Genomic DNA, 23,804 nt, shown 5'->3' with positions numbered 1-23,804 from the left:
GGACCCAAATCAGCTAAAGTCAGTTTACATTAGCATTGCTGACCAAATTCAAAACCATGTTTCAGGTAAAAAGGGATAACAATACGCTGCACCTGACTCCGGCGCCTATGCGCCTCCGCTGGTGAGCTCGGCGTTAAGCCAAACCAGAATTGAAGTTATGGATAAAATCGAATTACAGAGAAAAACTAAAGCTAAAAACGGTAAGGTTGAGGCCTACTGGTTTGAGAACGAGAGTATCGGGTTACAGAAAACATTATTCCATCGTATAACCATACCTCTAGAACCTTTTGATTCAGGTCTTGAGTATGAGGAGCAGCCACTATCAACTGAAATAGTCTTGGACTGGTACGAGTTAAACTTAGCGAATTCAGCGGAACTCGATGGGGCTAATTTATCACACGAGTCATACCCAGAAGCAGAAGGTTCGGTTTATGTCGGTTGTGCTCACAATTGGTGTAATGTAAAAGAGCTAGTGTTTTCTAAAGCAAATGATGGCCGCTATGAAATAAAAGGTTCCGTTGTCGTTGAATTTGAGAATGAGGGTGTGGCTCAAAATGAGCCGTTCACTTTCGAAACAACAATCGAGGTAGTCACGGCTTAACAAGCGGCTGCTGTCGGACTGCCAAAAGCGTCACTCATTTTGCTGATGCAAAAGCAGCGCCACTTTTTCTCAGCCGCAGAGCCGGGCGTTATGTGTAAAGTAGGGAAGTACTAATGAGTATAGACAAAGAAAATATTCCAGACTTTTCTGGTAAATGTATTTCAATGTGTTTGACCGACTCGGAATGCAGTCATGATTTGGACAATCCACGCTTTGAATATCAAGGTGGAAAATTATTTATTGTTGGTGAGATTCCAGTTGGATGCAGTGAGTCAGGTTGGGATGCTGGTCATGTTGGCGCAGCTGAATGGGCACAAGTTATAAGCTATGTGCTTTTCGATGATTTTGAATCGTATACAAAAGCAGTAAAAGTGTCTGAGTCGTATTACGAAAATAGTAACGAGAAAAACACATAACAAGTTACTGCATCCGACCACCTACACTACGCTCCCTTTGTGCTGTACGCTACGCTAGCACAAAGCGGCTCCATTCCGGTGGCGGCTGAGTAAGGCGTTATAAATCATAAGGAGTGGCATGAAACTAAGCACTGTATTACTAACACTTCTTCTCACTGCTTGCGCAGGAATGAACCAAAATCCCGGTGAAAGAACAACCGATACTAATTGGGAGCAAGGCAATTACTCCAGGGCAATTGAGGTTGCTAGACCGTTAGCCGAGCAAGGCTACCCTTGGGCTCAATTGCGTTTGGGCATTTACTACAATTCTGGATACGGTGTCGAAGTCGATATTCCTGAAGCGATAAAGTGGTACAAACTAGCCGCGCGTCAACTCGATGAAAGCAAGTGGGCTGAAGGCTATTTCGTTGGTGCAACTGGTGAGTACGGTTACTTTGGGCAAAAGAATGACGCACTTATCGCTCAATACCGGCTGGCTGATCTCTACTATAACGGTGAAGGCAGCGATAAAAATCTCGTACTTGCCTTGCTTATCATCAACAATGTAATTGCAAAATCAAATGGTGAACCACAAGTCTTTTTCTGCTGTGACTGGTCTGGCGGTCGCTGGTTTCGGCAAACTCAATTTACTGACTTAAAGTCAAAAATTGAGGCAGAGCTTACTGACACCCAAAAAGCAGAGTTCAGTAAATTGTCGGCAATTTGGGTGCTAAAAAATGATTTATAACAAGTAAAAGCAGGTTGCTACGGGCCTTTGGCCCTTCGCGAGACGGCCTACGCTACGCTCCAGCCGCCCCTGTTGTAGTCGTTAAATGTTCAGTGAGTTATGACACCAGAAGAATTCATGAATAATGTTGTCGAGTCTATCGATTCTTTGGTGGATTTGTATTCACAGGGCAAGAACGGACCGACATACCTTAGATCTGAGCTAGATAAAATTGAGTTATCTAATGAGCAAAGGGAAAAAGTGTTGGAGTTGATCCAGCTAGCAGTAGGAGAGGCCACGCATGCAATAATATGTGGCATAGAGGGGACTGCATCACTCGGTAGTAGTCAAGAAATCTATAAGCTACTTGATGAAAATGGCAATGAACTCACTGGAAACCTTGACGCCCTGCTTTTCGAGAGGCTTGAGGGGTAAACATTTAACAAACACAGGCAGTAAAGCTCCGGCCCTCCGCGGGGCGTTAACTGCTGAGGGAGCCATGAAACTGAACCACCCAAAAAGCAAGATGGCTTTTGAGCCAAGTCCAGGATGGTTTCTCGGTCCATTTGACATATATGATCGAGAGGAGTCTTTAGGGGAAAAGCTCAACGAGTATGATCCGCTTGAATCCAATCAGCTTCAAAATTTATTTGATGGATACTTCTTTAAAGAATGTGGGTACGCAACTAAGCATAAGGCAGCGATGGTTAAGTGTCTTGTTGAAGCATTGAGCGAGGATGCATACGACTTTTCAATACATCTTCCCAACTATGAGGATGAAGAAAACTATTTTTTCCTTCCATCGAGTTGGAAGTTTTCTCGACCTAGGTATATTTTTGAACAAGCATATATAGCTTCAGTTAGGCACTGGGGTAATGAATTAAAAGAGACAGGTTTGGAGCTTCCTGACGCTAAACAGTTGGGAATCGGAAAATGCAGTTAATAAGTGCAGGCACGATTGCACCTTCGGTGCTGGCCCCCGCCGCTTCGCGGCTCCGGCCCGTGCTGCAGACGTTATGTTTAGAAAGAAGTTTAACTATGGCATGTACTGAAACATTCTCAACTCTTGTAATTGTTTCTAGCGAAATAGAATCCAGAGAAATTGAATTGATTCTTGGTGTTGAGTGAACAGTGAAAAAGGAAAAGGAGCCAGATTCTAAGTATCGTCATAGAAGGGAAAACGCTGTCTGGAAATGGTCTACCGAAAAATTATTGGATTCAACTGAAAATAGTATTCATATAGATAAACTGATTGAAATATTTAAGTCTAAGGCTTCAGAACTACAAAAGTTAAGAGATATGGGTTGTAGAACTGAAATATGGAATTATTGGGATTCTACTGGGCAAGGTGGACCAAGCCTTTATGTCAAGACTATGAAAGACCTAGTGGAATTAGGTTTAGATATTGTCTGGGATATATATTTCGATGATGGAAGTGGATAAACATAACAAAAAACGTACCTGATAAAATACTGCTTCGCTCGTTTCACTCGCTACACAGAATTTTTCAGGTAATTTAGGCGTTATAAGTAAGACTTGCCCACGTTTGGTAGACACCCTGTATAGTTAGGTTTAGGCCTAACACGGAGGTGTATCATGGGTAAGAAAAGAACTCGGGCGTATACGGAGGAGTTCCGTAGAGAAGCAGTTAAGAGAGCAGAAAAGCCTGGAGCAACAACGGCTTCTGTGGCTCGAGAGCTAGGCGTCAGCGCACAGCAGATCTACAACTGGCGTCGTCAATTTAATCGACTGTCTGATAAGCAGTTCAATAGTTTAGACGGCGTCAACTATTTCAAGCAGGAAAGCACTGAAGTTCGCAAGCTCAAGAAGGAACTGCATGAAGCACGTCAGGAGGTTGAATTTCTAAAAAAGGCAGCTGCGTACTTTGCGAACCACCAAGAGTAAAGTACGCACTGATACAAGAGCATGTGGGGTCATTCCCGGTTAGCTTGATGTGTCGGTGTTTAGAAGTCTCAAGATAGGGTTATTATCGATGGCGAGGGCGGTTGCCACCTTCTCGCACGATTGGAAAGATACGAACAATCGATAAAATCCGAGAGATGTTTACTGCGTTTAAAGGTCGTTATGGAGCGCCTAGAATCGCTTGCGAGCTTCGAGAGTTAGGTGAGCCATGTTCACGGAACTACGTCGCTAAGCTTATGCATCAGGAGCATATTAAAGCGAGAAACGGCAAAGGCTTTCGATATAGTCAGCCCGTAGAGGGGAGCATTAATGTCTCCGCCAACTTACTTAAGCGTTGCTTTGATGTGGATCGACCAAATTGCCGCTGGACAAGTGACATTACGTATATCTGGGTTCTGGAGCGGTGGTTGTACCTCGCGGTAGTTATGGATCTGTACTCTCGACGTATTGTAGGTTGGGCATTCGACTCCCAGATGACCGATGAATTGACACGTCGAGCATTGAAAATGGCTCTAGAGCGACGACAAATAAAGCCTGGACTAATAGTTCACTCTGACAGGGGTGTGCAATATCGATCGCAGAAATACCAGGATCTCGTGTCTGAAAGCAAGTGCAAGCCGAGTATGAGTCGCCAGGCTAACTGTTGGGATAATGCAGCAATGGAATCATTCTTTTGCAGGCTAAAAGTCGAGCTGGTCTATGCTGGAACATTCGAAAGCGAAGTGCAAGCAAAATCTGAGGTGTTTGAGTACATTGAGATTTTCTACAATAGGGTTCGTAAGCACTCTGCATTGGGCTATGTAAGTCCAGCAGAGTATGAGCGTAACTATACATAGTTAGAGTGTCTACTTTTAGTGGGCAAGACCAATAGTAAAATAACTTAAATTTGATTATAACGAACCCAAATGCAAAGGATAATTAATTGAGCTGAGAACAATCTATTGAAAAATATGTGCGCTAGTACCGATTATTCGGCTGAATCACTGTTGCGTAAACTAAGTATATAGATTTAAGGTGAACTGTCGATTAAACCTTTACAATCTAAATTAAATTTTTATGACAAGAATAAATGTTTAGCGTTTAAGGTTAGTTAAGAATATTCTACTAATTTTCTAGTAAATCTTCTAGAGCGTAATAGAAGTATTTTGTCATCACACTAATTTTTTAGTTCAAGTATTATTTGAACCAGATTGGAAACATGTTTATTAGATTCTTGTTATAGAGCAATATTAAGCACCTAAAGCATAGATTCAATAAACTAGCAGGTTTGATTGGTAGTATATTTGTATTTCATGTAGTGGTTTACCAATTTAATAATAAAGGAAATTCTCTAAATGAAAAAAATGTTAAAAGCCATTGTCTGTCTTGCTTTAGGAGTCGGTTTCTGTAATCAGGCCTTAGCTATAGAGATTCTTGCTCACAGGGGGGCGTCTGGTGAGTACCCTCAAAGTACTTCCCTAGCATTTGATATGGCCATGGAACAGGGTGCAGATATCCTGGAGCTGGATGTTCATTTATCAAAAGATCGTTACATCATTATTAATCATGATGCAGATCTCAAAGACAATGTAGGGGTGTCTGATAAAATTGAAGATTTGACCTTAGGTGAAATTAAATCCCTGGATGCAGCATATGAATTCACTCGTGATAATGGTAACAGTTATCCCTTTCGAAATCAGGGGCTTACTTTGTTAACACTGAATGAACTATTCGAGCGTTATCCTGATGGTTTATTCAATGTAGAGATTAAACCTAATGATAAAGTGCTCTCAGAGATACTTTGGCAGATTATTTCAGATTATCGGATGCAGGGGCAGGTTACCGTTGCGAGCCAACATAGCAAAGCAATGAATCATTTTCGTGATATCAGCGGGGGTGAGGTTAGAACCAGTGCAACCATAGGTGAACTTATTGAGGCAAGTCTTGCCTGGAGCACAGGGTTCGGTTGGGCTTTCAAGCCTAAGTTTGATGTTGCTCAGCTTCCATATAGCATTACAACTAAGCCCTATGTGCGTTTTTTCCAGAAAAAAGGGGTACTTGTTGATCTGTGGACCGTGAATGATGAAGACCATATAGAGCGCAGTATTTCACTGGGTGTAGACGGCATTATTGGTGATTATCCTGATCGTATTTATCAGGCACTTGTAGATGCTGGAGAACGCTAATTTTTGAACCAAATTTCTTTATACTAATTTACAACTATAGCAAGCCATCATTAATAGAAGAGGGGCATCGTTGATAATGAAATGAGTAATCCCAGGCAATTTTTGATCATTTTGATGGTGTATGTAAATTTACGATACCGGCTTAAGAGTCGGTTTTTTATTCAAAAATAAATATTAATATATTGAAGTCATAGATTGTAATCAATCCCCTTGATATTTAGCGTCGCCCTTCTGCTTGCTACCCCATCAATTTGATGTTTAATAGAATCGATTTGTAGGCGCCAGACAACAGTACAGTATAATTTTAAAGTGTGTAAAACGGTTTCTTCAAAATAAAGAAATTTAATTGTCACCAATTAAAACTGATCAGGAAAGCGGATCCACTTTCAATTTATAGAATAGTTTCTATGTTTACTTTTATAATTTAATAATCAATTTTTTATTTTAAAATGTGATGGCACATCTTTAGCTTACTTATTTGTCACTTATAGGAATTTGATATGGCCGAAGAGATTTTCCCAGTATTTGTCAGGTCGGCCAGCTTGGTTTCAGATAATGCGCATTTAATAATATATGATGGGCAATATCTAACTCTATTTAGGAGTTTGATCTGGGAAAGTATGCTAAATTTTGGTGACTAATATAAATCTTTTGGTGTTGTGGAATGGGGCGGCTGCGAATGTCCAGTTACGAAGAATGTTCAAATGGGCGATGACTTACTTCAGTTTAGGTATATAGCTCCTATTGAATAAAAGTAACAGGAAATTTGATAAGGAAGAGATTGCGTCAAAGATGACTCAATTTAATGCCCATTACTAACGGAAATTTCAAGTATCTATGAAGGACGAAAGAAGTAGGCAGCTCTTCTAAAGCTTTTAACTACTGCTTATTTATTAGAAGGAGTAAATAATACCAAAGATGCTGGAAAGTTTTTCATGCCAAAAGGGATTAATATTTAATTTTTTATTACACGCAGGTTAATTATCTATAGAGGTCCACCAATCTATACGCGCCACTGACATCACATTCGACTTATGGGCGAATTTTGGCGCTAGTCCGTGTTCATTACCATATAGGGTATTATTTCATAGCCTAATCTACTATCTAACTTATTCTAATTTCGGTGTCATTCTGAGTATTGTTATGCAAAACAATGGATTAAAACAGCTAGTTTTGATTTCCTTTCTATTTGGTTATGCACTGTTCACTTCCGCGTCAGAGCTTAAAGTAGCGATTGAGGAGGATGCGCCACCATATGTGGGGAATAATGCGGAACGCGGACTCGAGGTAGATGTAATACTAAAGTCACTTCCAGAATATTCAATAACATTTTTACAGATGAGCTGGGGTGATATTCCAAAAGCAATTGGGAGGGGAATTGCAAACGCAGAAGCAAATGCGATCGAACATGGTGGCCCAGAGAAGTACTACTACTCAAAATACTATATCGGTTTTGTAAATTATGCGATTAGTCACAAAAGTAAAGGTTATAAGATAGATAGTGTGAATGATCTTGTTGGGCATGATCTCATTGTTTGGCAGGGAGCCCATCTTACTCTCGGACCAGATTTTAAGCGCCTGTTCTCGCCTGGAGCGCCTGGCAGGAAAAACTATGTTGAGGCTGATAACTCAGAGGATCAAGTCCTAGACTTCTGGAGAAACCCAGATTCTATCATAATAGTTGATAAAAGTATTTTTATGAATTTCACTATTGTGGAGGGACACTCAATGGATGAAGTGGATATCCACAAGATTTTTTTGCCTGTTACTAAATTCAAGATGGCATTTAAGAATGAAAAACCTAGAGATGATTTCAATAAGGGGTTAGACCGACTCTGTGCCAAAGGTGAATATGCTAAGTTGTTGAAGGAATATGGTATCCCAGAAAAAGCAAACATATGTGAATGAAATGTAATTTTGAACTAAGACTTTAAATTTTGGATGCGTGAAAAAATAAGTGATATGAATATATTTATAAATTATCTAGATAATAATTGGTTTTTAAGTCATTCTCTCTAAGCAACCTATTCATATATATTGCGATAAATACTCTCGGTTAGTTTTCCCCAAGAATCGCCATGGTAAAAGATTTATAACTGATGACTCTATAGAAAATACAGGCTGGATTGTCGTTGTTGAAGATTAAGATAACTCAAAAATGAAGTCCTTGACGCTTGATTTCACATAATTAGATACTTCAGTAGACTAATCTTAAGAAAAACTGGCTCTCTTCGCCTTACATAGCATCTAGCTAAATATCATTATGATCCGAGCTCTTGTATGGTCGAGAATGCATATTGCCTTATGAGTATCATGTTGAATGATTTATTCATGAGGATATGTATAAAATAAGAGCAATTATTGAGAAGTTAATTTTTATTCTATGGATTCTTGAGTTGACTTTCAGTGAGAGTAACCGCCTCAAATTTTGATAAATTTTAATATTTTCCAAGCCTGTATTTCTTATAAAAATCATAGATGAGCTTGGTTCCCAGTAGATTACGATAAACATGGGAACACTCTAGTCTGCTAAGCAGTTTATTTCATTAAAACGACTGGTCTAGAAAGCTTGACTCAATCTACTAAGACTAACTTCCGTAGAATGGATTGATGCTTATTGGTTAGAGTTTCAAGGCTTACCACAACAAATTGTCTGTAGTTTACAAAGTTTACTTTTTTGTGTGGCAAGCTGCCACCAGTTATCGAACGATAATCGATGCTATGTAGAATAATTGATATTATCCCAAGCTGAAAAGAAACAACTGTCTAACAAGCGGATAATTTTTGATGTTAGTGTATACCCATTGATTTGAGCTTGCCCCGAAATACGTAGTCTTTTACCACACACTGAGAGAAAGGGACAGATATCGAAAATGCGTAGTTTTTCAACTAGATTATTCATTGAGCCATTAGGCTTGTAACTTTATAGATCTTGCTGGTGGTAGCTGCGGGCAGTTAAATACGACTAATCTACTAACAAACTTAGCCTGCTTAATAGCTGGTTTACGATACTTTAAGCTGGGTGTGTATTATTTTGCTAACGTATAGTGACCTTGCAGTATCTATTAAAAGCTCATCGGCGATGATCTCGGTCGGCTGGTTGATTGATTGGGTGGACGAAGTGTTAGCCTAAATTTAGGTTGTTCAGTGACCGTTAACCACAAGGCAATCTTACTTGGATTGTTTAACTAAAAGCCTGTTTTAGGCGTGAATCTTGTTATCACCAACAGAGCGTTGCTGTGAAGCAAATTGAGCTGGTTTGGCTTTTATGAAAAGTCACTCCAATCGGGCACGGGCTTAATTAAGAGATATCATTTTCACATGCTAGGCAAGCAAACGCCCAAGTGCGGATCACAGTGTGAGGACCTTTGTTTATTGCGTGAGTATGGGAGCCTATACCTTTGCAAGGTATGGCGTTGGTCAAGTCAGCCCTGAAGCAAAATCTTATCACTGTAGTTTTGGCATATGAGTACTAACGTATGCAAAAGATTGAGTAGAGTTATTGTTTTCCTTAGAATGCAATCGATTGCATCGTTGAGCGACACCCTCTGAGAGCACTACCTCAATCAGGAGCGCCTCTATCGTTGCATAAGATTTGTTCAATTTATAAGGTTTATTAGTACGCTCAATAAATGATCGAATCGTTGGGTCATATACCGTGAATTTAGGTTGGAGCGGAAATTGTAACTGGTAAATTACGAAGAGCTGCACACGTTACGTTGAGGGAATGTTTGAGATTTTGGGTAAAGGTTCTTGCTGGAAATTTGCCCAGAGTGGATGCTTATTCGCCTGCTTGCCATTCAAACCATTTGGTCCAAGATTAGCCATTGGCGACAGGAAGCGTGCGTGCATTGAGTGGATTGATCAAAGAGTGTACCTTTTCAGACTACTCAGTCTGATCTCACCAATTTAGTGTAGGAAAGTTCGTAATGGCGCGTAATTAATTCGTCAAGACGCTGATGGCGGGACTGCGATAGCATACCGCGCCTATTAAGGACGCAACTGGCGTTTTCAGGAAGATTCGCTATATAAAGTGTGTGACCCTAGTATTTTTCACGCTAATAACAACGATCACAGCAAAAAGGCGCGTGTAACAGTTGTAACAATGTGAAGAAAATCCCACCAAATGGAATTGAGTTAATTATCCCAGTTTGTTGCCCTGGTTGGCGTGGAACTGGTTCACATATATCAAAGAAAAAGCTGATATGGAATCCTCCGTTCAACGCACAGTGTGGCAGATCCAGCGTGATGTAATTCATGCGATGCTGGTTAGGGAGATGAAAACCCGTTTTGGTAAGTGGCGGCTGGGCTACGTGTGGGTGCTGCTCGAACCGTCTCTGCATATGATGGTGCTTGTAACAATTTTCAGCTTGGTTAGGGAAAACTTCTACCCTGGTATTCCCACTGCATTGTTCATGTTATCTGGAATTGCGCCTTTCCTTTGTTTCAGCCATTGCTTTGGGAAGGGGCTTACTGCTATTGAGCCGAATAGGGGGCTGTTTAACTATCGGCAACTGAGACCATTTGACGCAGTACTGACTCGCACGCTGTTGGAGTTTGCCATCTATTTAGTAGCCCTGACATGCTTACTTGGCTTGCTAGCGTGGTTCGGAGTGTCCACTCGTTTTAATAACTTCTTGTTGTTAGTAGTCGTAAACTTGCTATTTTTCTGCTTCTGCCTTGGGCTTAGTTTGGCTCTCTGTGTTGTTGGCCAAAGGTTTCCTGAAGCTGCGAAGATGTCCCCAATAATTGTACGATCGCTATACTTTTTGTCTGGGGTGTTTTTCTCACTGGAGCAAATTCCAGAAGAGTATCACCCTTACCTGGTATGGAACCCACTCCTACATGTTATTGAGCTTACTCGAGAGGGGTTATTTGTTCAGTATCAAGGAGCTTTTGGAAACCTTAACTACTTGATATTTATTTCCGTTTCTTTCCTCGCCTTTGGCTTGCTGACATATAGGGCTAACTGGCGTGACCTGGTGAGAAGCCAATGATCAAGTTGGAAAATCTAACAAAGTCTTATCGTACGCCAAATGGCCGTAAAGTACTGTTTCGCAATGTGAACTCGACTTTTCCAGAAGGAAAAAATATCGGTATTTTGGGCCGCAATGGTGCGGGTAAATCAACATTGTTACGCATCATGGGAGGTATTGACTATCCCGATTCAGGGCGGGTGGTAACAGATCGGAGAATTTCCTGGCCCATGGGGCTTTCTGGCGGGTTCCAGGGAAGCCTAACTGGACGGGATAATGTAGCTTTTGTTTGTGGAATACATGGCATTTGGGGTGGGGAGCAGCGCAAGGTTATGGACCGGGTTCAGGACTTTGCCGAAATCGGCGATTATTTCGATGCTCCAGTAAAAAGTTATTCTTCTGGAATGCGCTCACGCCTCGCTTTTGGGCTCAGTATCGCCGTAGATTTTGATACTTACTTGGTTGATGAGGTGATGTCTGTCGGGGATGCGCACTTTAAGAGAAAGTGTGAAGAGATTATTGCCGAGAAGCGCAAAACTTCAACGTTCATTATTGTTGCCCATGCTATGCCATTGTTACGAAAAAATTGTGACGTTGGTATTTATCTTGATGCTGGACAGCTTACCGTATTCGATACGGTGGATGACGCTATTGAAAAATACCAGGGTGAACAACCTAGACCCAAACCCAAAGCTGGCAACGCCAATAAGGCTCTTAAAGTATAAAAGTTGATTATGGAAGCTAGAGACTCGCTCAAAGCAGAGCAAAAAATGGACCTTGCCAAGTATAAAGCGAAAAGCACTCTACGGAACGCTTTTAAGAGCTTAAAGCAATGGGTGGGGGAAAATGCATCAGTGAAAGATAAAACAATTAAAGATCATCTCTATCGGTGGCGTGGTATCACCCTGTTTGTTGTCTTACCACTTATCATGGTCAGTGCTTACTATCTTTTCTGGGTTTCTGAGCGCTATCTAAGTAGCACCCAGCTAATTGTAAAAGATAGCGGTTCCAGTCAAGTGGCCTCACCAGCTCTGGGTTTCCTTATGCCAGGAGTCGGCACAGATAATCAGGATGCCTTCCTGGTGGTCAACTATATCCAGTCTCTGGATATGGCTCTGTATCTCGATGAAAAACTGAAGTTGGCTGAGTATTACCAGAGCGATCACCATGACATTTTCTCCAGGCTGGCTCTAGATGCTACGCAAGAAGACTACCTGGAGTATTACCGGAGCCATATCAACGTAGGCCATGATGAGACTACAGGTATCATCACAATAGATATGCAGGCCTATGACCCTACTTTTGCGCAGCTCTTGGTGGAGACAGTTACTCAAAAATCTGAAGACTTTGTCAATGCGGTGAGCAATCAGCTGGCTGACAAGCAAGTTGCCTTTGTGAAAACCGAAGTCGAACTGGCGCAAAGCAAGTTACGAAGTACTAAACAGGAGATTCTTGATTTCCAGAACAGCAATAATGTGGTTAGCCCGGAGGAGTTAACCAAGGGGATAAGCAGCATTATTCAAGGCCTGGAAGCTCGCTTGGCAGAGCAGCGGGCGAATCTCACTGCAGCTAAAACCTACCTGAATACAGACTCCTCGCAAATTGTTTCCATGATGGCCGAAATTGGAGCACTGGAAAAGCAAATTGAAATGGAGAAGGTTCGCTTGGTCGGTATCGGTGAGGAAGAGGGCGACCAGAGGCTTAATAGCTTGGGAGCGCATTTTCAAAATCTGGAGTTAGACCTTCAATTTGCTACTGATGCCTACGCGGCTTCTTTGAAAGCACTGGAAACTGCCCGAATGGAGGCTTCAGGTAAGCTAAAACATTTAATGGTAGTGACTCAGCCTTCTCTTGCCGAGGAAGCCGAATACCCACACAAACTATATAACCTGACAACTCTCGCCATAATACTATTGATGCTATATGGGATAGTAAAAATGTTAGTCGCCAGCATTCGCGATCACAGAGTGTAACCTGGGCAGGGAAGGACCTGGCTCATAGATAGAACCGGCGAATATCGCCCTCTTATTAACTAAGTTAATTTTCATTTACAAAGAATGACGAAAATGATTAAAGGGAAAATAAGAAGCTTTGGTTTAGGAGTAGGGCTACTAGTTTCATTTGTCAGTATACAGTCTGTAGCTCTAGAGACTCAGCTAATAGATGAAGTGGCACCTACAGAAATACCGCGATCAGGTGTGCCAGTTTTTGGTGAATCCCTCTTTAAAGGAGCCTTCAAGGACCAGCCATTTAGCGGTTTTAATCCTGACTACCGGATCACTATAGGTGATCAAATCAATCTGCAGCTCTGGGGTGCTTATAGTTTTAGTGCCACCTTGCCAGTTGATCCCCAGGGCAATATTTTTGTGCCTGAAGTTGGGCCTGTTCATGTTGCAGGCGTTAAAAATGGCGTGCTGAATGATTTTGTCCTGCGGCATGTAAAGCGCGTCTTTAAAAATAATGTACAAGCGTACGCGAATTTAGAGGCTAGTCAGCCGGTAAAAGTGTTTGTTACCGGGTATGTTAACAGTCCCGGCTTATACAACGGCTTTAGTTCTGATTCTATTTTGTACTATCTGGATAGTGCCAGCGGTATTGATGCAGAAAGTGGTAGTTTTGTTGACATTAAAGTCATGCGCCAGGGAGAGGAGATACAAGGAGTAAATCTGTACAACTTCCTGGTGGACGGCATTATGCCAGCTCTCCAGCTTCGTAATGGTGATGTTGTTGTAGTGGGCGGGCGGCATGGATCGGTAACCGTGGAAGGTGCGGTACAGCAACCTGCTCAAATGGAATTCGTAGGGCCTTATACCCAGCTTGGGGAAATGCTACTTGTGACCAAGCCCGACCCACAAGCCAATTTTGCCCGAATTACTCAGGTCATTGGTGGAGTTCAGCAGGCTAATTACATGCCGTTAGCGGATGCTATGACAACGCGATTGTACCCTGGAGCACAAGTAGAGTTAGTACGAGATAACGATATTGAGTCTATTTCGATACGTGTATCGGGTGAGCTGGATGGTCCAGCTACCTATGTTCTTCCCTATGGAGCAACACTCAATGAATTGTTAGATCAGTTGAGTTTCCGAGGCAATGCTGATGTAGATTCTATTCAGCTTTACCGTAAAAGTGTTGCCGAGAGGCAGAGAGCAGCTTTAGATCGTTCGTTGGATGCCCTGCAAATGGAAGTATTAACGCGTCAGCCCAATACTGATCTGGAGAAGTCAGCGCAAAAAGACAATGCCATGATGATTCAAAATTTCATTGAGCAGGCACGCAAGGCTGAACCCAGAGGGCAGGTCGTGATTGCAAACAACCCAAACGCGGCGAAAATGCTTCTTGAGGATGGTGATGAACTGGTAGTGCCTCTAAAATCTTCAACGGTTTCAATAGTGGGAGAAGTTATATTTCCAACTTCTCTTGTGTATAGCAAAAAGCGTACTTTAGAGGACTATATCGAGCTGGCCGGTGGATTCGCTAATAATGCTAATCGCGATGAACTCGTTATTTTGCACCTCGATGGCACTATCAGTCGTATTGATGATAGGGACTTTGATAATCGCCTGGGAGATCGTTTGCGCCCCGGAGATGAAATCATGGTGATGCCAAAAATACAGTCTAGTGAATTACAAGTAACCAAAGATGTCACCGAGATACTTTATCGTATCGCAGTTGGCACAGCCGCAGTTCTCTCCTTCTAAATTGGTACGCGGTGCCCGTTATTTTTATTCATATTGGCCTCATTATTGCTGATTAATTGTCAGGAGCCGCCGAGTTTGGCTCCTGTCTTTTACGGTTATGAATATAGCTTTTGGCGAGTGTAGGCACGTGTAATACCGTTTTCATTAATTGTATGTAACTATGCACGTCAAAATTATTTAAATAAATTTTGACTGATAATCGCATTCTGTCCAATTAAACAAACCGGGCAAAAACCCCTGAATTTATCTCTGAGGGGCGTTCTCGGATCATTAAAGGATGTAAATTCAAGGGTGGGCGAAATGGTTGTGAAAGGATCTTCTGATAGAAAGGGGATAATCTTAGCTGGAGGTTCAGGTACTCGCCTGTATCCCCTGACCAAAGGTGTAAGTAAGCAGCTGATGGCTGTCTATGATAAACCGATGATTTACTATCCACTGACAACCCTGATGTTGGCAGGTATCAGAGACATCTTAATTATCACTACACCAGAGGAACAGTGCCTATACCAGCGCTTGCTCGAAGATGGTGCTCAATGGGGGATCAGTATTTCTTATGCAGTACAGCCCTCACCGGATGGTCTCGCCCAGGCCTTCTTGATTGGGAGAGAGCATGTGGGTAATCATAAAAGTGCACTTGTTTTGGGTGATAATATTTTCTACGCACAGAATTTCAGCCAGATACTTCAACATGCCAATGCTAAAGAGGCTGGAGCCACAGTATTTGGGTACCGTGTTGCGGACCCTCGTGCCTATGGGGTAGTTGAGTTTGATAGCGAAGGCTGTGCCATAAGCCTGGAGGAAAAGCCCGAACATCCAAGGTCCAACCATGCTGTTACGGGTTTGTATTTTTATGACAACCAGGTTTGTGATATTGCCCGGGAAATTAAACCTAGTGCTCGTGGTGAACTGGAAATTACCGATATTAATAAGGTCTATCTGAATGAAGGGCAACTTGACGTAGAGCGACTCGGACGAGGAAGCGCCTGGCTGGATACTGGTACCCATGACAATCTGTTGGAAGCTGCACATTTTGTTCAGACTATTGAGCGGCGTCAGGGTCAAAAAATAGCTTGCCCGGAAGAAGTTGCCTATCGTAAAGGGTTTATAAGCGCTGAAGACTTGGAAAAGCAAGCCCATCCGCTAATGAAGAGTGGTTACGGCAAATACCTGATGCAAATACTGATTGAGAGTGGAGAGAGTTCAACTCTGAATGCACGACGATACGCACTAGGGACATAAAAAGAATTGCTTCGGGATAATTCGAGCCATAAATTTTAGTCAGTAGGCTATTGCAATATTGCCGGTTGTTCATGATGGGCCGTCAGCCGGCGCCTTCCCCTCTTACTTTGTGATTACTAATGTTGTATGAAAATCATTGAAACAAAAATTCCCGATGTAAAAATTATCGAACCCAAAGTATTTGGGGATGAGCGTGGCTTCTTTTTTGAGTCTTTTCGAGATGACGTTTTTAATAGAGAGTGCGCTGAGAGAGTCTTTGTGCAGGACAATCATAGTAAATCTTCTCTGGGGATACTGCGTGGCTTACATTATCAGACTGAGCAGACGCAGGGTAAATTAGTTAGGGTGACTCAAGGCGAGGTTTTTGATGTTGCCGTGGATCTACGCAAAGGTTCAAACACTTTTGGTATGTGGGTTGGTGTTTATCTTTCTGCAGAGAATAGAAGACAGCTCTGGGTGCCCGAAGGTTTTGCGCACGGGTTTTATGTTACTAGCGAATCTGCCGAATTTGTCTATAAATGTACGGATTATTATGCACCAAAGTATGAGCAGTCGATTGTTTGGAATGACCCGGATTTGAACATAGAATGGCCGCTCGTTGGTGATGAACAGCCACAGCTATCGCCGAAAGATCGGGATGGGAAATACTTTAAGGATGCTACCTATTTCGCCTGAAATTTAGGACTTATTTCCTTAAAAGAGTGTAATTACCCTTCTGGTTGTAATTCAGTCTCGTTGAATCGGAAACATCTTTTTTTGAGCGGCAAACTGAGCTGCTTTTAGTGTATTGGTAAGCAGGCACAAGAGACACTTATGAAAATTCTAGTAACTGGGAAGAATGGGCAGCTGGCCACTGAGCTTCAGCAGCAGTGCCCCAATGAGTTTGAACTGGTGTCTCTAGCTAAAGAAGAACTGGATATTTCTGATAGAGCAGCTGTATTTTCGGCAGTCGAACATTTTTGCCCTGACGTGATTATTAATGCAGCAGCCTACACTGCAGTAGATAAGGCTGAGCAAGAGAAAGAAAAAGCTTTCTCTATAAATACGCTTGGTGCAGAAAATCTGGCTCACGCCTGTAAAGAGTTTAATTTACGTTTTCTACATGTATCAACGGATTTTGTTTTTGATGGTGAAAAATCTTCTCCCTATTTAGTATCAGATACCGTAAATCCACTTGGCGTCTATGGAAGCAGTAAAGCTGAAGGTGAGTCCGCTGTTCAGAATATAATTCCTGAAGCAATAATTTTAAGAACAGCCTGGGTCTATGCTGCCCATGGTAAAAATTTTGTTAATACGATGTTACGCCTGATGAGTGAGCGCGATGAGCTAGGAGTAGTGGCTGATCAGGTGGGAACACCGACATGGACCGGATCCATTGCGCAAGCTCTATTTTGCTTGGCCGAAAGTAAAGAGGCGTATGGTATTTATCATTGTACAGATCTCGGTGTGGCCAGCTGGTATGACTTTGCAGTAGCTATCTTTGAAGAGGGAAAGGCAAGTGGCCGGATTCCCCTTGATAAGGAATTGATCATTAAAGCTATTGCAACGAAGGATTACCCTACCCTTGCAAGAAGACCCGCTTACAGCGTGTTGGATAAGAGCCGTTTAGTTGATGAGCTAGGTATGGAGTTGAGGAACTGGCGTGATTCGTTGAGATTTGCCTTATCTCATAAAGCACTTCAGCGAAATGTTGAGCAATAACCCCCTTTTAATATTTAAGAACTAAAATTAATAGTGATCTTAAGATGAAAAACTTACTGGTAACTGGCGGCGCTGGTTTTATAGGTGCCAACTTTGTGCACTACTGGATAGAAAATTATCCGCAAGATACAGTTATCGTGTTAGATGCATTAACTTATGCAGGTAATCTCAAAAGTTTGAATTCGGTAAAGGATTGTCCAAATTTCCAGTTTTACCAGGGTGACATCTGTGACACTGATCTAGTAGAAACGCTTCTCAGAGAGCATCGTATAGATACATTGGTACACTTTGCGGCGGAAAGCCATGTAGATCGCTCTATCAGTGGTCCCGATGTATTTATTCAGACCAATATCATAGGTACTCATAGCCTACTTAAAGCGGCAAAAAAAGTTTGGCTGGAAGAGGGGGTCAATCGCGAGATACACCGTTTCCATCATGTTTCAACTGATGAAGTATACGGAACTCTCGAAGCTGAAGAACCGGCATTTAGTGAGGCTACCCCTTACGCACCTAATAGTCCTTATTCAGCGAGTAAAGCCGCATCAGATCATCTGGTACGCGCCTACCACCACACTTACGGACTAAAGGTAACCACCAGTAATTGCTCAAACAATTATGGTCCCTACCATTTTCCGGAAAAGCTGATCCCGTTGCTGATCACCAATATCTTACAAGACAAGCCATTGCCAATTTATGGTGATGGCCAGCAAATTCGTGATTGGCTCTATGTTGAGGATCATGCTCGAGGTATCGATTTGGTAATCCGCAAAGGCGAACTGGGCGAGTGTTACAACATTGGGGGAATTAACGAATGGACCAACATCAATATCGTAAAAATGATTTGTGAGTTGATGAATAGAGAGTTTGAAGCTCAACCAATACTTGCCAACAGGTATCCGCAGGCAACTTCTGTAATAGCTGGCAAAGCCCAAGATCTTATTATTTTTGTGGACGACAGGGCTGCTCATGATCGGCGCTACGCTATAGACCCACGGAAATCCAATAGCCAGCTGGGCTATCAACCACAGGAGAGCTTTGAAACTGGCATCCGAAAAACGCTCCTTTGGTATTTAGAAAACGAGGATTGGTGGTCTTCAGTGATGGATGGCAGTTATCGACAGTGGATAGAACAGCAATACAGCACCGCTGAGTAAGGATGGATAAATCAATGGGTATTAAGATACGAAAGCGTTTCAAGGCTGCTGGATCCGTGCAGGAAAAGATGTTCTCAGAGCAGGTGCAGGTATGGGTAGACGTATGTGGAGTTATCGGTGGGCGACATCTGCTGATACAAGGTTGGGCGTTCCACCCTGAATACAAATCTCTGGACTTCCGGCTTGAATATATCGGCAGTGAAGAGGACAGCAGCTCTCAGGATGTAGGTGAGCTTAATTATTATACCCTGAGAACTACTCGATTAGATGTAAACAGACATTTCAAATTCGAAGGTGATAGCTGCTGGGGTTATAGCCTCCTAGTGGAATGGCCCTATGATGTCGCTGTGGAAAACACTTTTCTGCGCATGACTGTAAGTGCTGACAGCCAGTCTAAAGGGGTAGAGCTTAAGCCATTTGTAGAGTTAACCGGTGAAACCTTATTTGGTCACTGTATGACTTGGCGTACGGGAGAAAAGGCTGAATTGCTCAACTTGATGTTTGAGAGCATGGGTAATGGGGTCTTTGAAATTCCGGGATTAAAAAAACTAGAAGAAAGCCAACTCAAGTCTCTGGTTGACTGGCACTGGGATAGTATTCTGGCAGTGCCCGGCCACGGACTATTCCTTTCTGGCTGGCTACTTGATGGTCAGCGGGATCTGGCAAGTTTAGTGCTACGTACTACTGATGGCAGCTACAGTCTCAATTTGCTCGAGGAATCTGCACGTTTTGACCGTATTGATGTCTTAGAGGCCTTTCCCGGTAGAGCTGAGCCAAACTATAAGGCAGGCTTCTTCACTTGGGTGCCCATGCCACATCTGATAGAGCGGGCCAGTCTAGAGATGCTGTTTTTTACAAAAGAGGGCGGCTTGGGCGTAGTGCCAGTTCGGCAGTCTAACGTTCGTGAAGATATCACCCAGGCCAGCCAGCAGGTGCTGGTGAATTTCAATGTAGATGGCCGGGAATACCAGAGCAATATGCGTAAATATATTGGCCCGGCACTGTCTGCGCTTTGGTCCAATCGGCGCTATCTCCTGGAAGATCCCCAAGTGGAAATATTGCAGTTCGGGCAAGAGGTGAAAGAACCCAAGCGTAGTGTGATAGTGCCGCTATATGGTCGCTATGACTTCTTACTGCACCAGATAGCCCAATTTACTGAGGATGCCGATTTTGCCGAGACGGAACTGATTTATGTTCTGGATGACCCCAGGCTCTATGATGCGTTTATACCTTTCTGTTATGACACCAGTATGTTGTTCCCTGTAAGCTTCAAGGTGATTTACGGCGGTCGTAATTTGGGTTATGCCGGTGCTAATAATCTCGGAGTACGCTATGCCAGCGCAGATAACTTAGTATTGCTTAATTCAGATATTATTCCTAGCTGCAGTGGTTGGATATCCAGAATCGAACAAAAAGTATCTTCGCTGAAGGATGTCGGTGTGGTTGCACCAAAGTTGGTTTTTGATGATGGCACAATCCAACATGTGGGAATGACTTTTTCCAATAGCGTCCAGTTTGGCAACTTATGGTTGAACGAACACCCAGGTAAGGGTAATCCGGAATGGTTGGTGGACATTGATTCTGTGATGGAATCACCGGCAGTTACCGGTGCATGTATGTTTATTAGCAAAGCGTTATATGATTCTGCGGATGGTCTGGATGAGACTTATGTACTCGGGGATTTTGAAGATTCTGATCTCTGCTTGAAATTACGCGAAGCAGGCTACCGTCACTATGTTCTTGCCGATGAAAAGCTCTACCACCTGGAGCGGATGTCACAAAATTTGTTCGAAAATAGAGACTGGAAATTTAAAATCACCCTTTATAACGCCTGGCAACATACCGAGCGCTGGGGAAGCCTGATTGAACAGCTGGTTCGTTAAGGAATTATCAATGACTGAACACAGAATACTGATTGTTTCCCACGGTCACCCGGATCACAGCAAGGGTGGTGCAGAAGTGGCCGCCTATAACCTGTTTAAGGAATACGAACGACTGGGCTTGGACACTGTTTTTTTGGCACGTACCGACCAGCCTTCCCATGGAGGATCTGCTTTCTCCACTATTAATTCGGACAAAGAGATTCTATTCCATACCCATATGTCCGATTTTTTCCTGTTCCAATCGGGTTGTAAAAAGCATGTTTGGCAGGAATTTCGTGCATTATTAAAGCGCTACAAACCGACTGTAGTACATTTTCATCATTACATTCATATGGGGTTGGAATTGATCCGTGAGGTAAGAAATACCTTACCGGATGCACGTCTTGTTGTAACACTGCACGAATATTTAGCTATCTGTGCTAATAATGGCCAAATGGTTAAGCCAGGCAAACAGATGAAGCTTTGTTATAAGTCATCTCCCACTGACTGTGCACGTTGTTTCCCCGAGCGCTCTGCAGCGGACTTCTTCCTGCGGGAGAAGTATATCAAATCCATTTTTAACTTGGTGGATATGTTCGTCTCACCCAGTCATTTTCTGATTGAGCGCTATAAAGCCTGGGGAATCCCCGAAGAAAAAATGGTAATGATCGAAAATGGCCAGCCGGAGATCGAAACGCCTGCACCTCGTCCCTTAGCAGAAGGGGAAGGGCGCGGCCGTTTCGCTTTCTTTGGTCAGATCAATCCTTTTAAAGGTGTAGATGTATTGCTGGAGGCCTTTAAACTGTTGCCCGAAGATATCCAAGAGAAGGTTCACTTGGATATTCACGGAGCTAATTTACAAGGCCAGACGGAAGAGTTTCAGGAGAAAATTCTTGGGTTGTTAGAGGATCTGGGCGATTTGGTTACCTTGCATGGATCCTATGAGTCCCATGAAATAGGTCGCTTAATGGAGCAAGCCGACTGGGTGATTATTCCTTCGGTATGGTGGGAAAACTCACCGATGGTTATTCAGGAGGCCTTTAACCATGGCCGTCCTTTGATCGGTAGTGATATCGGCGGTATGGTTGAAAAAATTTCCGATAATATAAGTGGGCATCATTTCCGTAACGGGAGTAGTAATTCTCTGAAACAGGCAATACTGAAGGCTTGTGGAGAGGATAGTAGCTGGAACCTGATCGCAAGTAATATTCCGAAACCTCTAACTGTTAGTGAATGCGCAGATAAACATATGGGTATTTATCATGGCTAAACTATATCTGCATGTCGGAATGCCTAAGACGGGCACCAGTTATATTCAAGCCTATATGAACCTGAATGCAAAAAGGCTAAAAGGTGATCACGATGTTGATGTTATATCGGGGCGGGATCCACATATTATTGCATGTGAGCATATTGGGGATGCTCGCTTACGAAAGCGCGAAGATATTAACGGATTGTTGCAGGAAAAAAAGTTATCTGAAATATCCAAAAAACTGACTACATTTAGCACAGGCTCTGTAGCTATCTGTTCATCTGAGTATTTTACGCTCTCCGATAAGAAGTCGGTTTTGAGTTACTTCTCTTCCTATTTTGATGAAGTAGAGGTTATCTATACCGTTCGTAGACAAGACAAGTTACTGGCTTCAGGATTTAACCAGGATGTAAAAGCTTTAGGTAGAACTTCTAATCTTGTTTGGTCAAAAAAAGATAGCCTTCTGGATTATTATGCCAACTGTCAGGAATGGGTAGATCTTGGAGCGAAAGTATCGATCATTAATTTTGATCAGGTGCGAAGTTCAAACCAAAAGATAGAGGAACAGTTCTTTGAGGTCTGTGGTATATCTGGAAATTTATCAGGTTACGCTATTCCAGATTCAAAAGGAGCGAATTACTCCCTGAAAAAGAGAGAGGTTCTTTTAAAGCTGGCTCTTAATCGGAGAGGCGTGTCTGCGCCAGAGCTGCTGGAAGAGTTTATCTCCTTTAACAATCAGGATGTTGAGTTTGTACTCCCAAAATATTATGCAAGGGTATTGATGGGGTATTACTCTGAGTCAAATAGGAAGTTTGCTGATAAATTCTGTATCGGAACTGATATGAGTGAATTTATAGTTTCTGAACCCTTGGTAAATGGTATAAGTGGATTTGAATGGAATCCATTGTCCGAATCTGAATGTCTAGTCGATTTCTTTATTCAAAAGTTAATTCCTTAGGTGCTGTATGAAAAGAATAGCATTTGTTGGTGCTAACCCAAATGGGTCATCATTTAATAAAAATACAGAAGAAGCTTTTTTAAATTCTGGGAATAACACGGGAAATTATGCATTTTGGAATGCAGTAGATCGACAGGTTTTAGGTGATAAGAAGTATATCGAAGGTTGGAATTTCAATCCTGAGAAAATTCAAAGTGAGTTTGATCTAATTGTTCTTCCTGCGTCAAATTTTATACATCCTGATCGGGATATGGGAAGTTTGGCAGACAAGCTGGAAAAAGCAAACCTCCCAGTCTTAGTGGTTGGCCTAGGGGCGCAAGCGACTCACAAGAATGAGGGGGTTAAGTTTAAGGAAGGGACTATTAGGTTTGCTAAAGTTTTGAGTGACTTAGCTACGAAAATCGCTGTTCGAGGAGAATATACGGCTACACTCCTTGAGTCATTTGGGGTTAATAATGTAGAGATTGTAGGGTGCCCATCAAATTTTACAAATTTAGATCCTGAGTTGGGTGTAAAGAGTGAGAGTTCTTTAAGAGCATTAAAGAATATGCCAGAAGAAAAATTAAGTATTTTGGTAAATATTGATGCGCACAGGAAAAAATTTAAAAAAGTTTTTGATGGATTTCATTTATCAATAAAGAAAAACTATTTCGAGGTTGTATGCCAGAATCCCCTTGAATTAGTTTCTTTAGCACGTGGAGACGCATATGATGAGGAAAATCATCATATGCTTCATCAGGCTGACTTATGGTGTCCTGGTGAGTCAAGAGATGTATTCGAGCGCTTTGTTAAAGAACGGTTTGTTACTTTTTTTAATGCAGAGGCCTGGATGGAATATGTTCGAAAGTTTGATTTGTCAGTTGGTACACGATTACATGGAAACATGCTTGCTTTCCAAAGTTATGTCCCATCATTGTTTGTTTCCCATGATACGAGAACAAGTGAGCTTGCAGATATTATGATGCTGCCAACTTGCTCTTGGGATATGTTTGTAGCTGGAGGTGTTGCAGACATGGTAGATGGTTGTAAATTTGATGGGGCGGCTTATGACAAGAATCGAAAAGCTCTGATAAAAAGATATCTTGATGTTTTAGCTGCTTATGATATTTCAGTTTGCAATAAGCTTACTGAGTTTGTAAATTAAAAAATT

General features: G+C 42.3%; 21 protein-coding genes and 1 pseudogene. All 22 read left to right on the top strand.

Translation table 11 applies throughout. The annotated features are described in order from the left end of the window. Positions 1-157: 157 nt before the first annotated feature. Positions 158-601: a hypothetical protein gene (locus ABWV76_RS18700; protein ID WP_353376945.1), complete on the top strand. Its 444-nt coding sequence runs from the start codon at positions 158-160 to the stop codon at positions 599-601. Positions 602-714: 113 nt separating this feature from the next. Next, the gene (locus tag ABWV76_RS18695) at positions 715-1,017 is read left to right on the top strand and encodes a hypothetical protein (RefSeq protein WP_353376943.1); all 303 of its coding nucleotides are present in this window, start codon (positions 715-717) and stop codon (positions 1,015-1,017) included. 118 nt (positions 1,018-1,135) lie between these two features. After that, positions 1,136-1,744: a tetratricopeptide repeat protein gene (locus ABWV76_RS18690; RefSeq protein ID WP_353376942.1), complete on the top strand. Its 609-nt coding sequence runs from the start codon at positions 1,136-1,138 to the stop codon at positions 1,742-1,744. A 99-nt stretch (positions 1,745-1,843) separates the two neighbouring features. After that, the gene (locus ABWV76_RS18685) at positions 1,844-2,158 is read left to right on the top strand and encodes a hypothetical protein (protein ID WP_353376941.1); all 315 of its coding nucleotides are present in this window, start codon (positions 1,844-1,846) and stop codon (positions 2,156-2,158) included. 64 nt (positions 2,159-2,222) lie between these two features. Beyond that, the gene (locus tag ABWV76_RS18680; protein ID WP_353376939.1) at positions 2,223-2,666 is read left to right on the top strand and encodes a hypothetical protein; all 444 of its coding nucleotides are present in this window, start codon (positions 2,223-2,225) and stop codon (positions 2,664-2,666) included. Positions 2,667-2,854: 188 nt separating this feature from the next. Continuing rightward, complete coding sequence (locus ABWV76_RS18675) at positions 2,855-3,166, top strand: DUF4279 domain-containing protein (RefSeq protein WP_353376938.1); 312 nt, start codon at positions 2,855-2,857, stop codon at positions 3,164-3,166. Positions 3,167-3,319: 153 nt separating this feature from the next. After that, on the top strand, positions 3,320-3,628 hold the full coding sequence (locus ABWV76_RS18670) for a transposase (RefSeq protein ID WP_353376937.1): 309 nt from the start codon (positions 3,320-3,322) through the stop codon (positions 3,626-3,628). Positions 3,629-3,717: 89 nt separating this feature from the next. After that, a pseudogene (locus tag ABWV76_RS18665) lies at positions 3,718-4,482 on the top strand (IS3 family transposase); the annotation flags it as partial. 498 nt (positions 4,483-4,980) lie between these two features. Beyond that, a complete protein-coding gene (locus ABWV76_RS18660) occupies positions 4,981-5,811 on the top strand; it encodes a glycerophosphodiester phosphodiesterase family protein (protein ID WP_353376936.1) in 831 nt (276 codons plus the stop codon). Positions 5,812-6,954: 1,143 nt separating this feature from the next. Further along, entirely contained in the window at positions 6,955-7,719 is a 765-nt protein-coding gene (locus tag ABWV76_RS18655) for a transporter substrate-binding domain-containing protein (protein ID WP_353376934.1), read from the top strand. 2,297 nt (positions 7,720-10,016) lie between these two features. Continuing rightward, a complete protein-coding gene (locus ABWV76_RS18650) occupies positions 10,017-10,808 on the top strand; it encodes an ABC transporter permease (RefSeq protein WP_020412098.1) in 792 nt (263 codons plus the stop codon). Then, entirely contained in the window at positions 10,805-11,512 is a 708-nt protein-coding gene (locus tag ABWV76_RS18645) for an ABC transporter ATP-binding protein (protein WP_020412099.1), read from the top strand. The genes ABWV76_RS18650 and ABWV76_RS18645 overlap by 4 nt, the downstream gene beginning before the upstream one ends. Positions 11,513-11,641: 129 nt before the next feature. Then, the gene (locus ABWV76_RS18640) at positions 11,642-12,760 is read left to right on the top strand and encodes a KpsE/RkpR family capsule polysaccharide export protein (RefSeq protein WP_353376933.1); all 1,119 of its coding nucleotides are present in this window, start codon (positions 11,642-11,644) and stop codon (positions 12,758-12,760) included. 93 nt (positions 12,761-12,853) lie between these two features. After that, positions 12,854-14,488: a polysaccharide biosynthesis/export family protein gene (locus ABWV76_RS18635; RefSeq protein WP_353376932.1), complete on the top strand. Its 1,635-nt coding sequence runs from the start codon at positions 12,854-12,856 to the stop codon at positions 14,486-14,488. Between the two features lie 300 nt (positions 14,489-14,788). Continuing rightward, the gene (gene rfbA / locus ABWV76_RS18630; protein WP_020412102.1) at positions 14,789-15,727 is read left to right on the top strand and encodes a glucose-1-phosphate thymidylyltransferase RfbA; all 939 of its coding nucleotides are present in this window, start codon (positions 14,789-14,791) and stop codon (positions 15,725-15,727) included. A gap of 126 nt (positions 15,728-15,853) precedes the next feature. After that, the gene (gene rfbC, locus ABWV76_RS18625; protein WP_353376931.1) at positions 15,854-16,402 is read left to right on the top strand and encodes a dTDP-4-dehydrorhamnose 3,5-epimerase; all 549 of its coding nucleotides are present in this window, start codon (positions 15,854-15,856) and stop codon (positions 16,400-16,402) included. Positions 16,403-16,540: 138 nt separating this feature from the next. Then, positions 16,541-17,428, top strand: coding sequence for a dTDP-4-dehydrorhamnose reductase (gene rfbD / locus ABWV76_RS18620; RefSeq protein WP_353376929.1), 888 nt, complete (start codon positions 16,541-16,543; stop codon positions 17,426-17,428). A 44-nt stretch (positions 17,429-17,472) separates the two neighbouring features. After that, positions 17,473-18,582 (top strand): dTDP-glucose 4,6-dehydratase, encoded by a 1,110-nt coding sequence (gene rfbB / locus ABWV76_RS18615; RefSeq protein WP_353376928.1) that lies wholly within the window; start codon positions 17,473-17,475, stop codon positions 18,580-18,582. Positions 18,583-18,596: 14 nt separating this feature from the next. Then, positions 18,597-20,465: a glycosyltransferase family 2 protein gene (locus ABWV76_RS18610; protein WP_353376927.1), complete on the top strand. Its 1,869-nt coding sequence runs from the start codon at positions 18,597-18,599 to the stop codon at positions 20,463-20,465. A 10-nt stretch (positions 20,466-20,475) separates the two neighbouring features. Further along, a complete protein-coding gene (locus ABWV76_RS18605; RefSeq protein WP_353376926.1) occupies positions 20,476-21,714 on the top strand; it encodes a glycosyltransferase family 4 protein in 1,239 nt (412 codons plus the stop codon). Then, a complete protein-coding gene (locus ABWV76_RS18600) occupies positions 21,707-22,654 on the top strand; it encodes a hypothetical protein (protein WP_353376925.1) in 948 nt (315 codons plus the stop codon). Before ABWV76_RS18605 ends, ABWV76_RS18600 begins: the two co-directional genes overlap by 8 nt. Before the next feature lie 7 nt (positions 22,655-22,661). Then, positions 22,662-23,798, top strand: coding sequence for a polysaccharide pyruvyl transferase family protein (locus tag ABWV76_RS18595; RefSeq protein WP_353376924.1), 1,137 nt, complete (start codon positions 22,662-22,664; stop codon positions 23,796-23,798). Positions 23,799-23,804: the final 6 nt, after the last annotated feature.

Origin of the sequence: Microbulbifer sp. NBRC 101763, assembly GCF_040371615.1 — a bacterium.
GTDB lineage: Bacteria > Pseudomonadota > Gammaproteobacteria > Pseudomonadales > Cellvibrionaceae > Microbulbifer > Microbulbifer variabilis.
The sequence above is the reverse complement of the archived record's forward strand: the minus strand, read 5'-3'. Positions and strand labels throughout refer to the sequence as shown.

What these genes read in the sequence shown, in the direction of transcription:
- ABWV76_RS18635 (WP_353376932.1), top strand. Translation starts at nt 12,854, where the DNA reads ATGATTAAAGGGAAAATAAGAAGCTTTGGTTTAGGAGTAGGGCTACTA.
- ABWV76_RS18695 (WP_353376943.1), top strand. Translation starts at nt 715, where the DNA reads ATGAGTATAGACAAAGAAAATATTCCAGACTTTTCTGGTAAATGTATT.
- ABWV76_RS18655 (WP_353376934.1), top strand. Translation starts at nt 6,955, where the DNA reads ATGCAAAACAATGGATTAAAACAGCTAGTTTTGATTTCCTTTCTATTT.
- ABWV76_RS18650 (WP_020412098.1), top strand. Translation starts at nt 10,017, where the DNA reads ATGGAATCCTCCGTTCAACGCACAGTGTGGCAGATCCAGCGTGATGTA.
- rfbA (WP_020412102.1), top strand. Translation starts at nt 14,789, where the DNA reads ATGGTTGTGAAAGGATCTTCTGATAGAAAGGGGATAATCTTAGCTGGA.
- rfbC (WP_353376931.1), top strand. Translation starts at nt 15,854, where the DNA reads ATGAAAATCATTGAAACAAAAATTCCCGATGTAAAAATTATCGAACCC.
- ABWV76_RS18595 (WP_353376924.1), top strand. Translation starts at nt 22,662, where the DNA reads ATGAAAAGAATAGCATTTGTTGGTGCTAACCCAAATGGGTCATCATTT.
- rfbB (WP_353376928.1), top strand. Translation starts at nt 17,473, where the DNA reads ATGAAAAACTTACTGGTAACTGGCGGCGCTGGTTTTATAGGTGCCAAC.
- ABWV76_RS18685 (WP_353376941.1), top strand. Translation starts at nt 1,844, where the DNA reads ATGACACCAGAAGAATTCATGAATAATGTTGTCGAGTCTATCGATTCT.
- ABWV76_RS18680 (WP_353376939.1), top strand. Translation starts at nt 2,223, where the DNA reads ATGAAACTGAACCACCCAAAAAGCAAGATGGCTTTTGAGCCAAGTCCA.
- ABWV76_RS18670 (WP_353376937.1), top strand. Translation starts at nt 3,320, where the DNA reads ATGGGTAAGAAAAGAACTCGGGCGTATACGGAGGAGTTCCGTAGAGAA.
- ABWV76_RS18645 (WP_020412099.1), top strand. Translation starts at nt 10,805, where the DNA reads ATGATCAAGTTGGAAAATCTAACAAAGTCTTATCGTACGCCAAATGGC.
- ABWV76_RS18700 (WP_353376945.1), top strand. Translation starts at nt 158, where the DNA reads ATGGATAAAATCGAATTACAGAGAAAAACTAAAGCTAAAAACGGTAAG.
- ABWV76_RS18600 (WP_353376925.1), top strand. Translation starts at nt 21,707, where the DNA reads ATGGCTAAACTATATCTGCATGTCGGAATGCCTAAGACGGGCACCAGT.
- ABWV76_RS18660 (WP_353376936.1), top strand. Translation starts at nt 4,981, where the DNA reads ATGAAAAAAATGTTAAAAGCCATTGTCTGTCTTGCTTTAGGAGTCGGT.
- ABWV76_RS18690 (WP_353376942.1), top strand. Translation starts at nt 1,136, where the DNA reads ATGAAACTAAGCACTGTATTACTAACACTTCTTCTCACTGCTTGCGCA.
- rfbD (WP_353376929.1), top strand. Translation starts at nt 16,541, where the DNA reads ATGAAAATTCTAGTAACTGGGAAGAATGGGCAGCTGGCCACTGAGCTT.
- ABWV76_RS18610 (WP_353376927.1), top strand. Translation starts at nt 18,597, where the DNA reads ATGGGTATTAAGATACGAAAGCGTTTCAAGGCTGCTGGATCCGTGCAG.
- ABWV76_RS18605 (WP_353376926.1), top strand. Translation starts at nt 20,476, where the DNA reads ATGACTGAACACAGAATACTGATTGTTTCCCACGGTCACCCGGATCAC.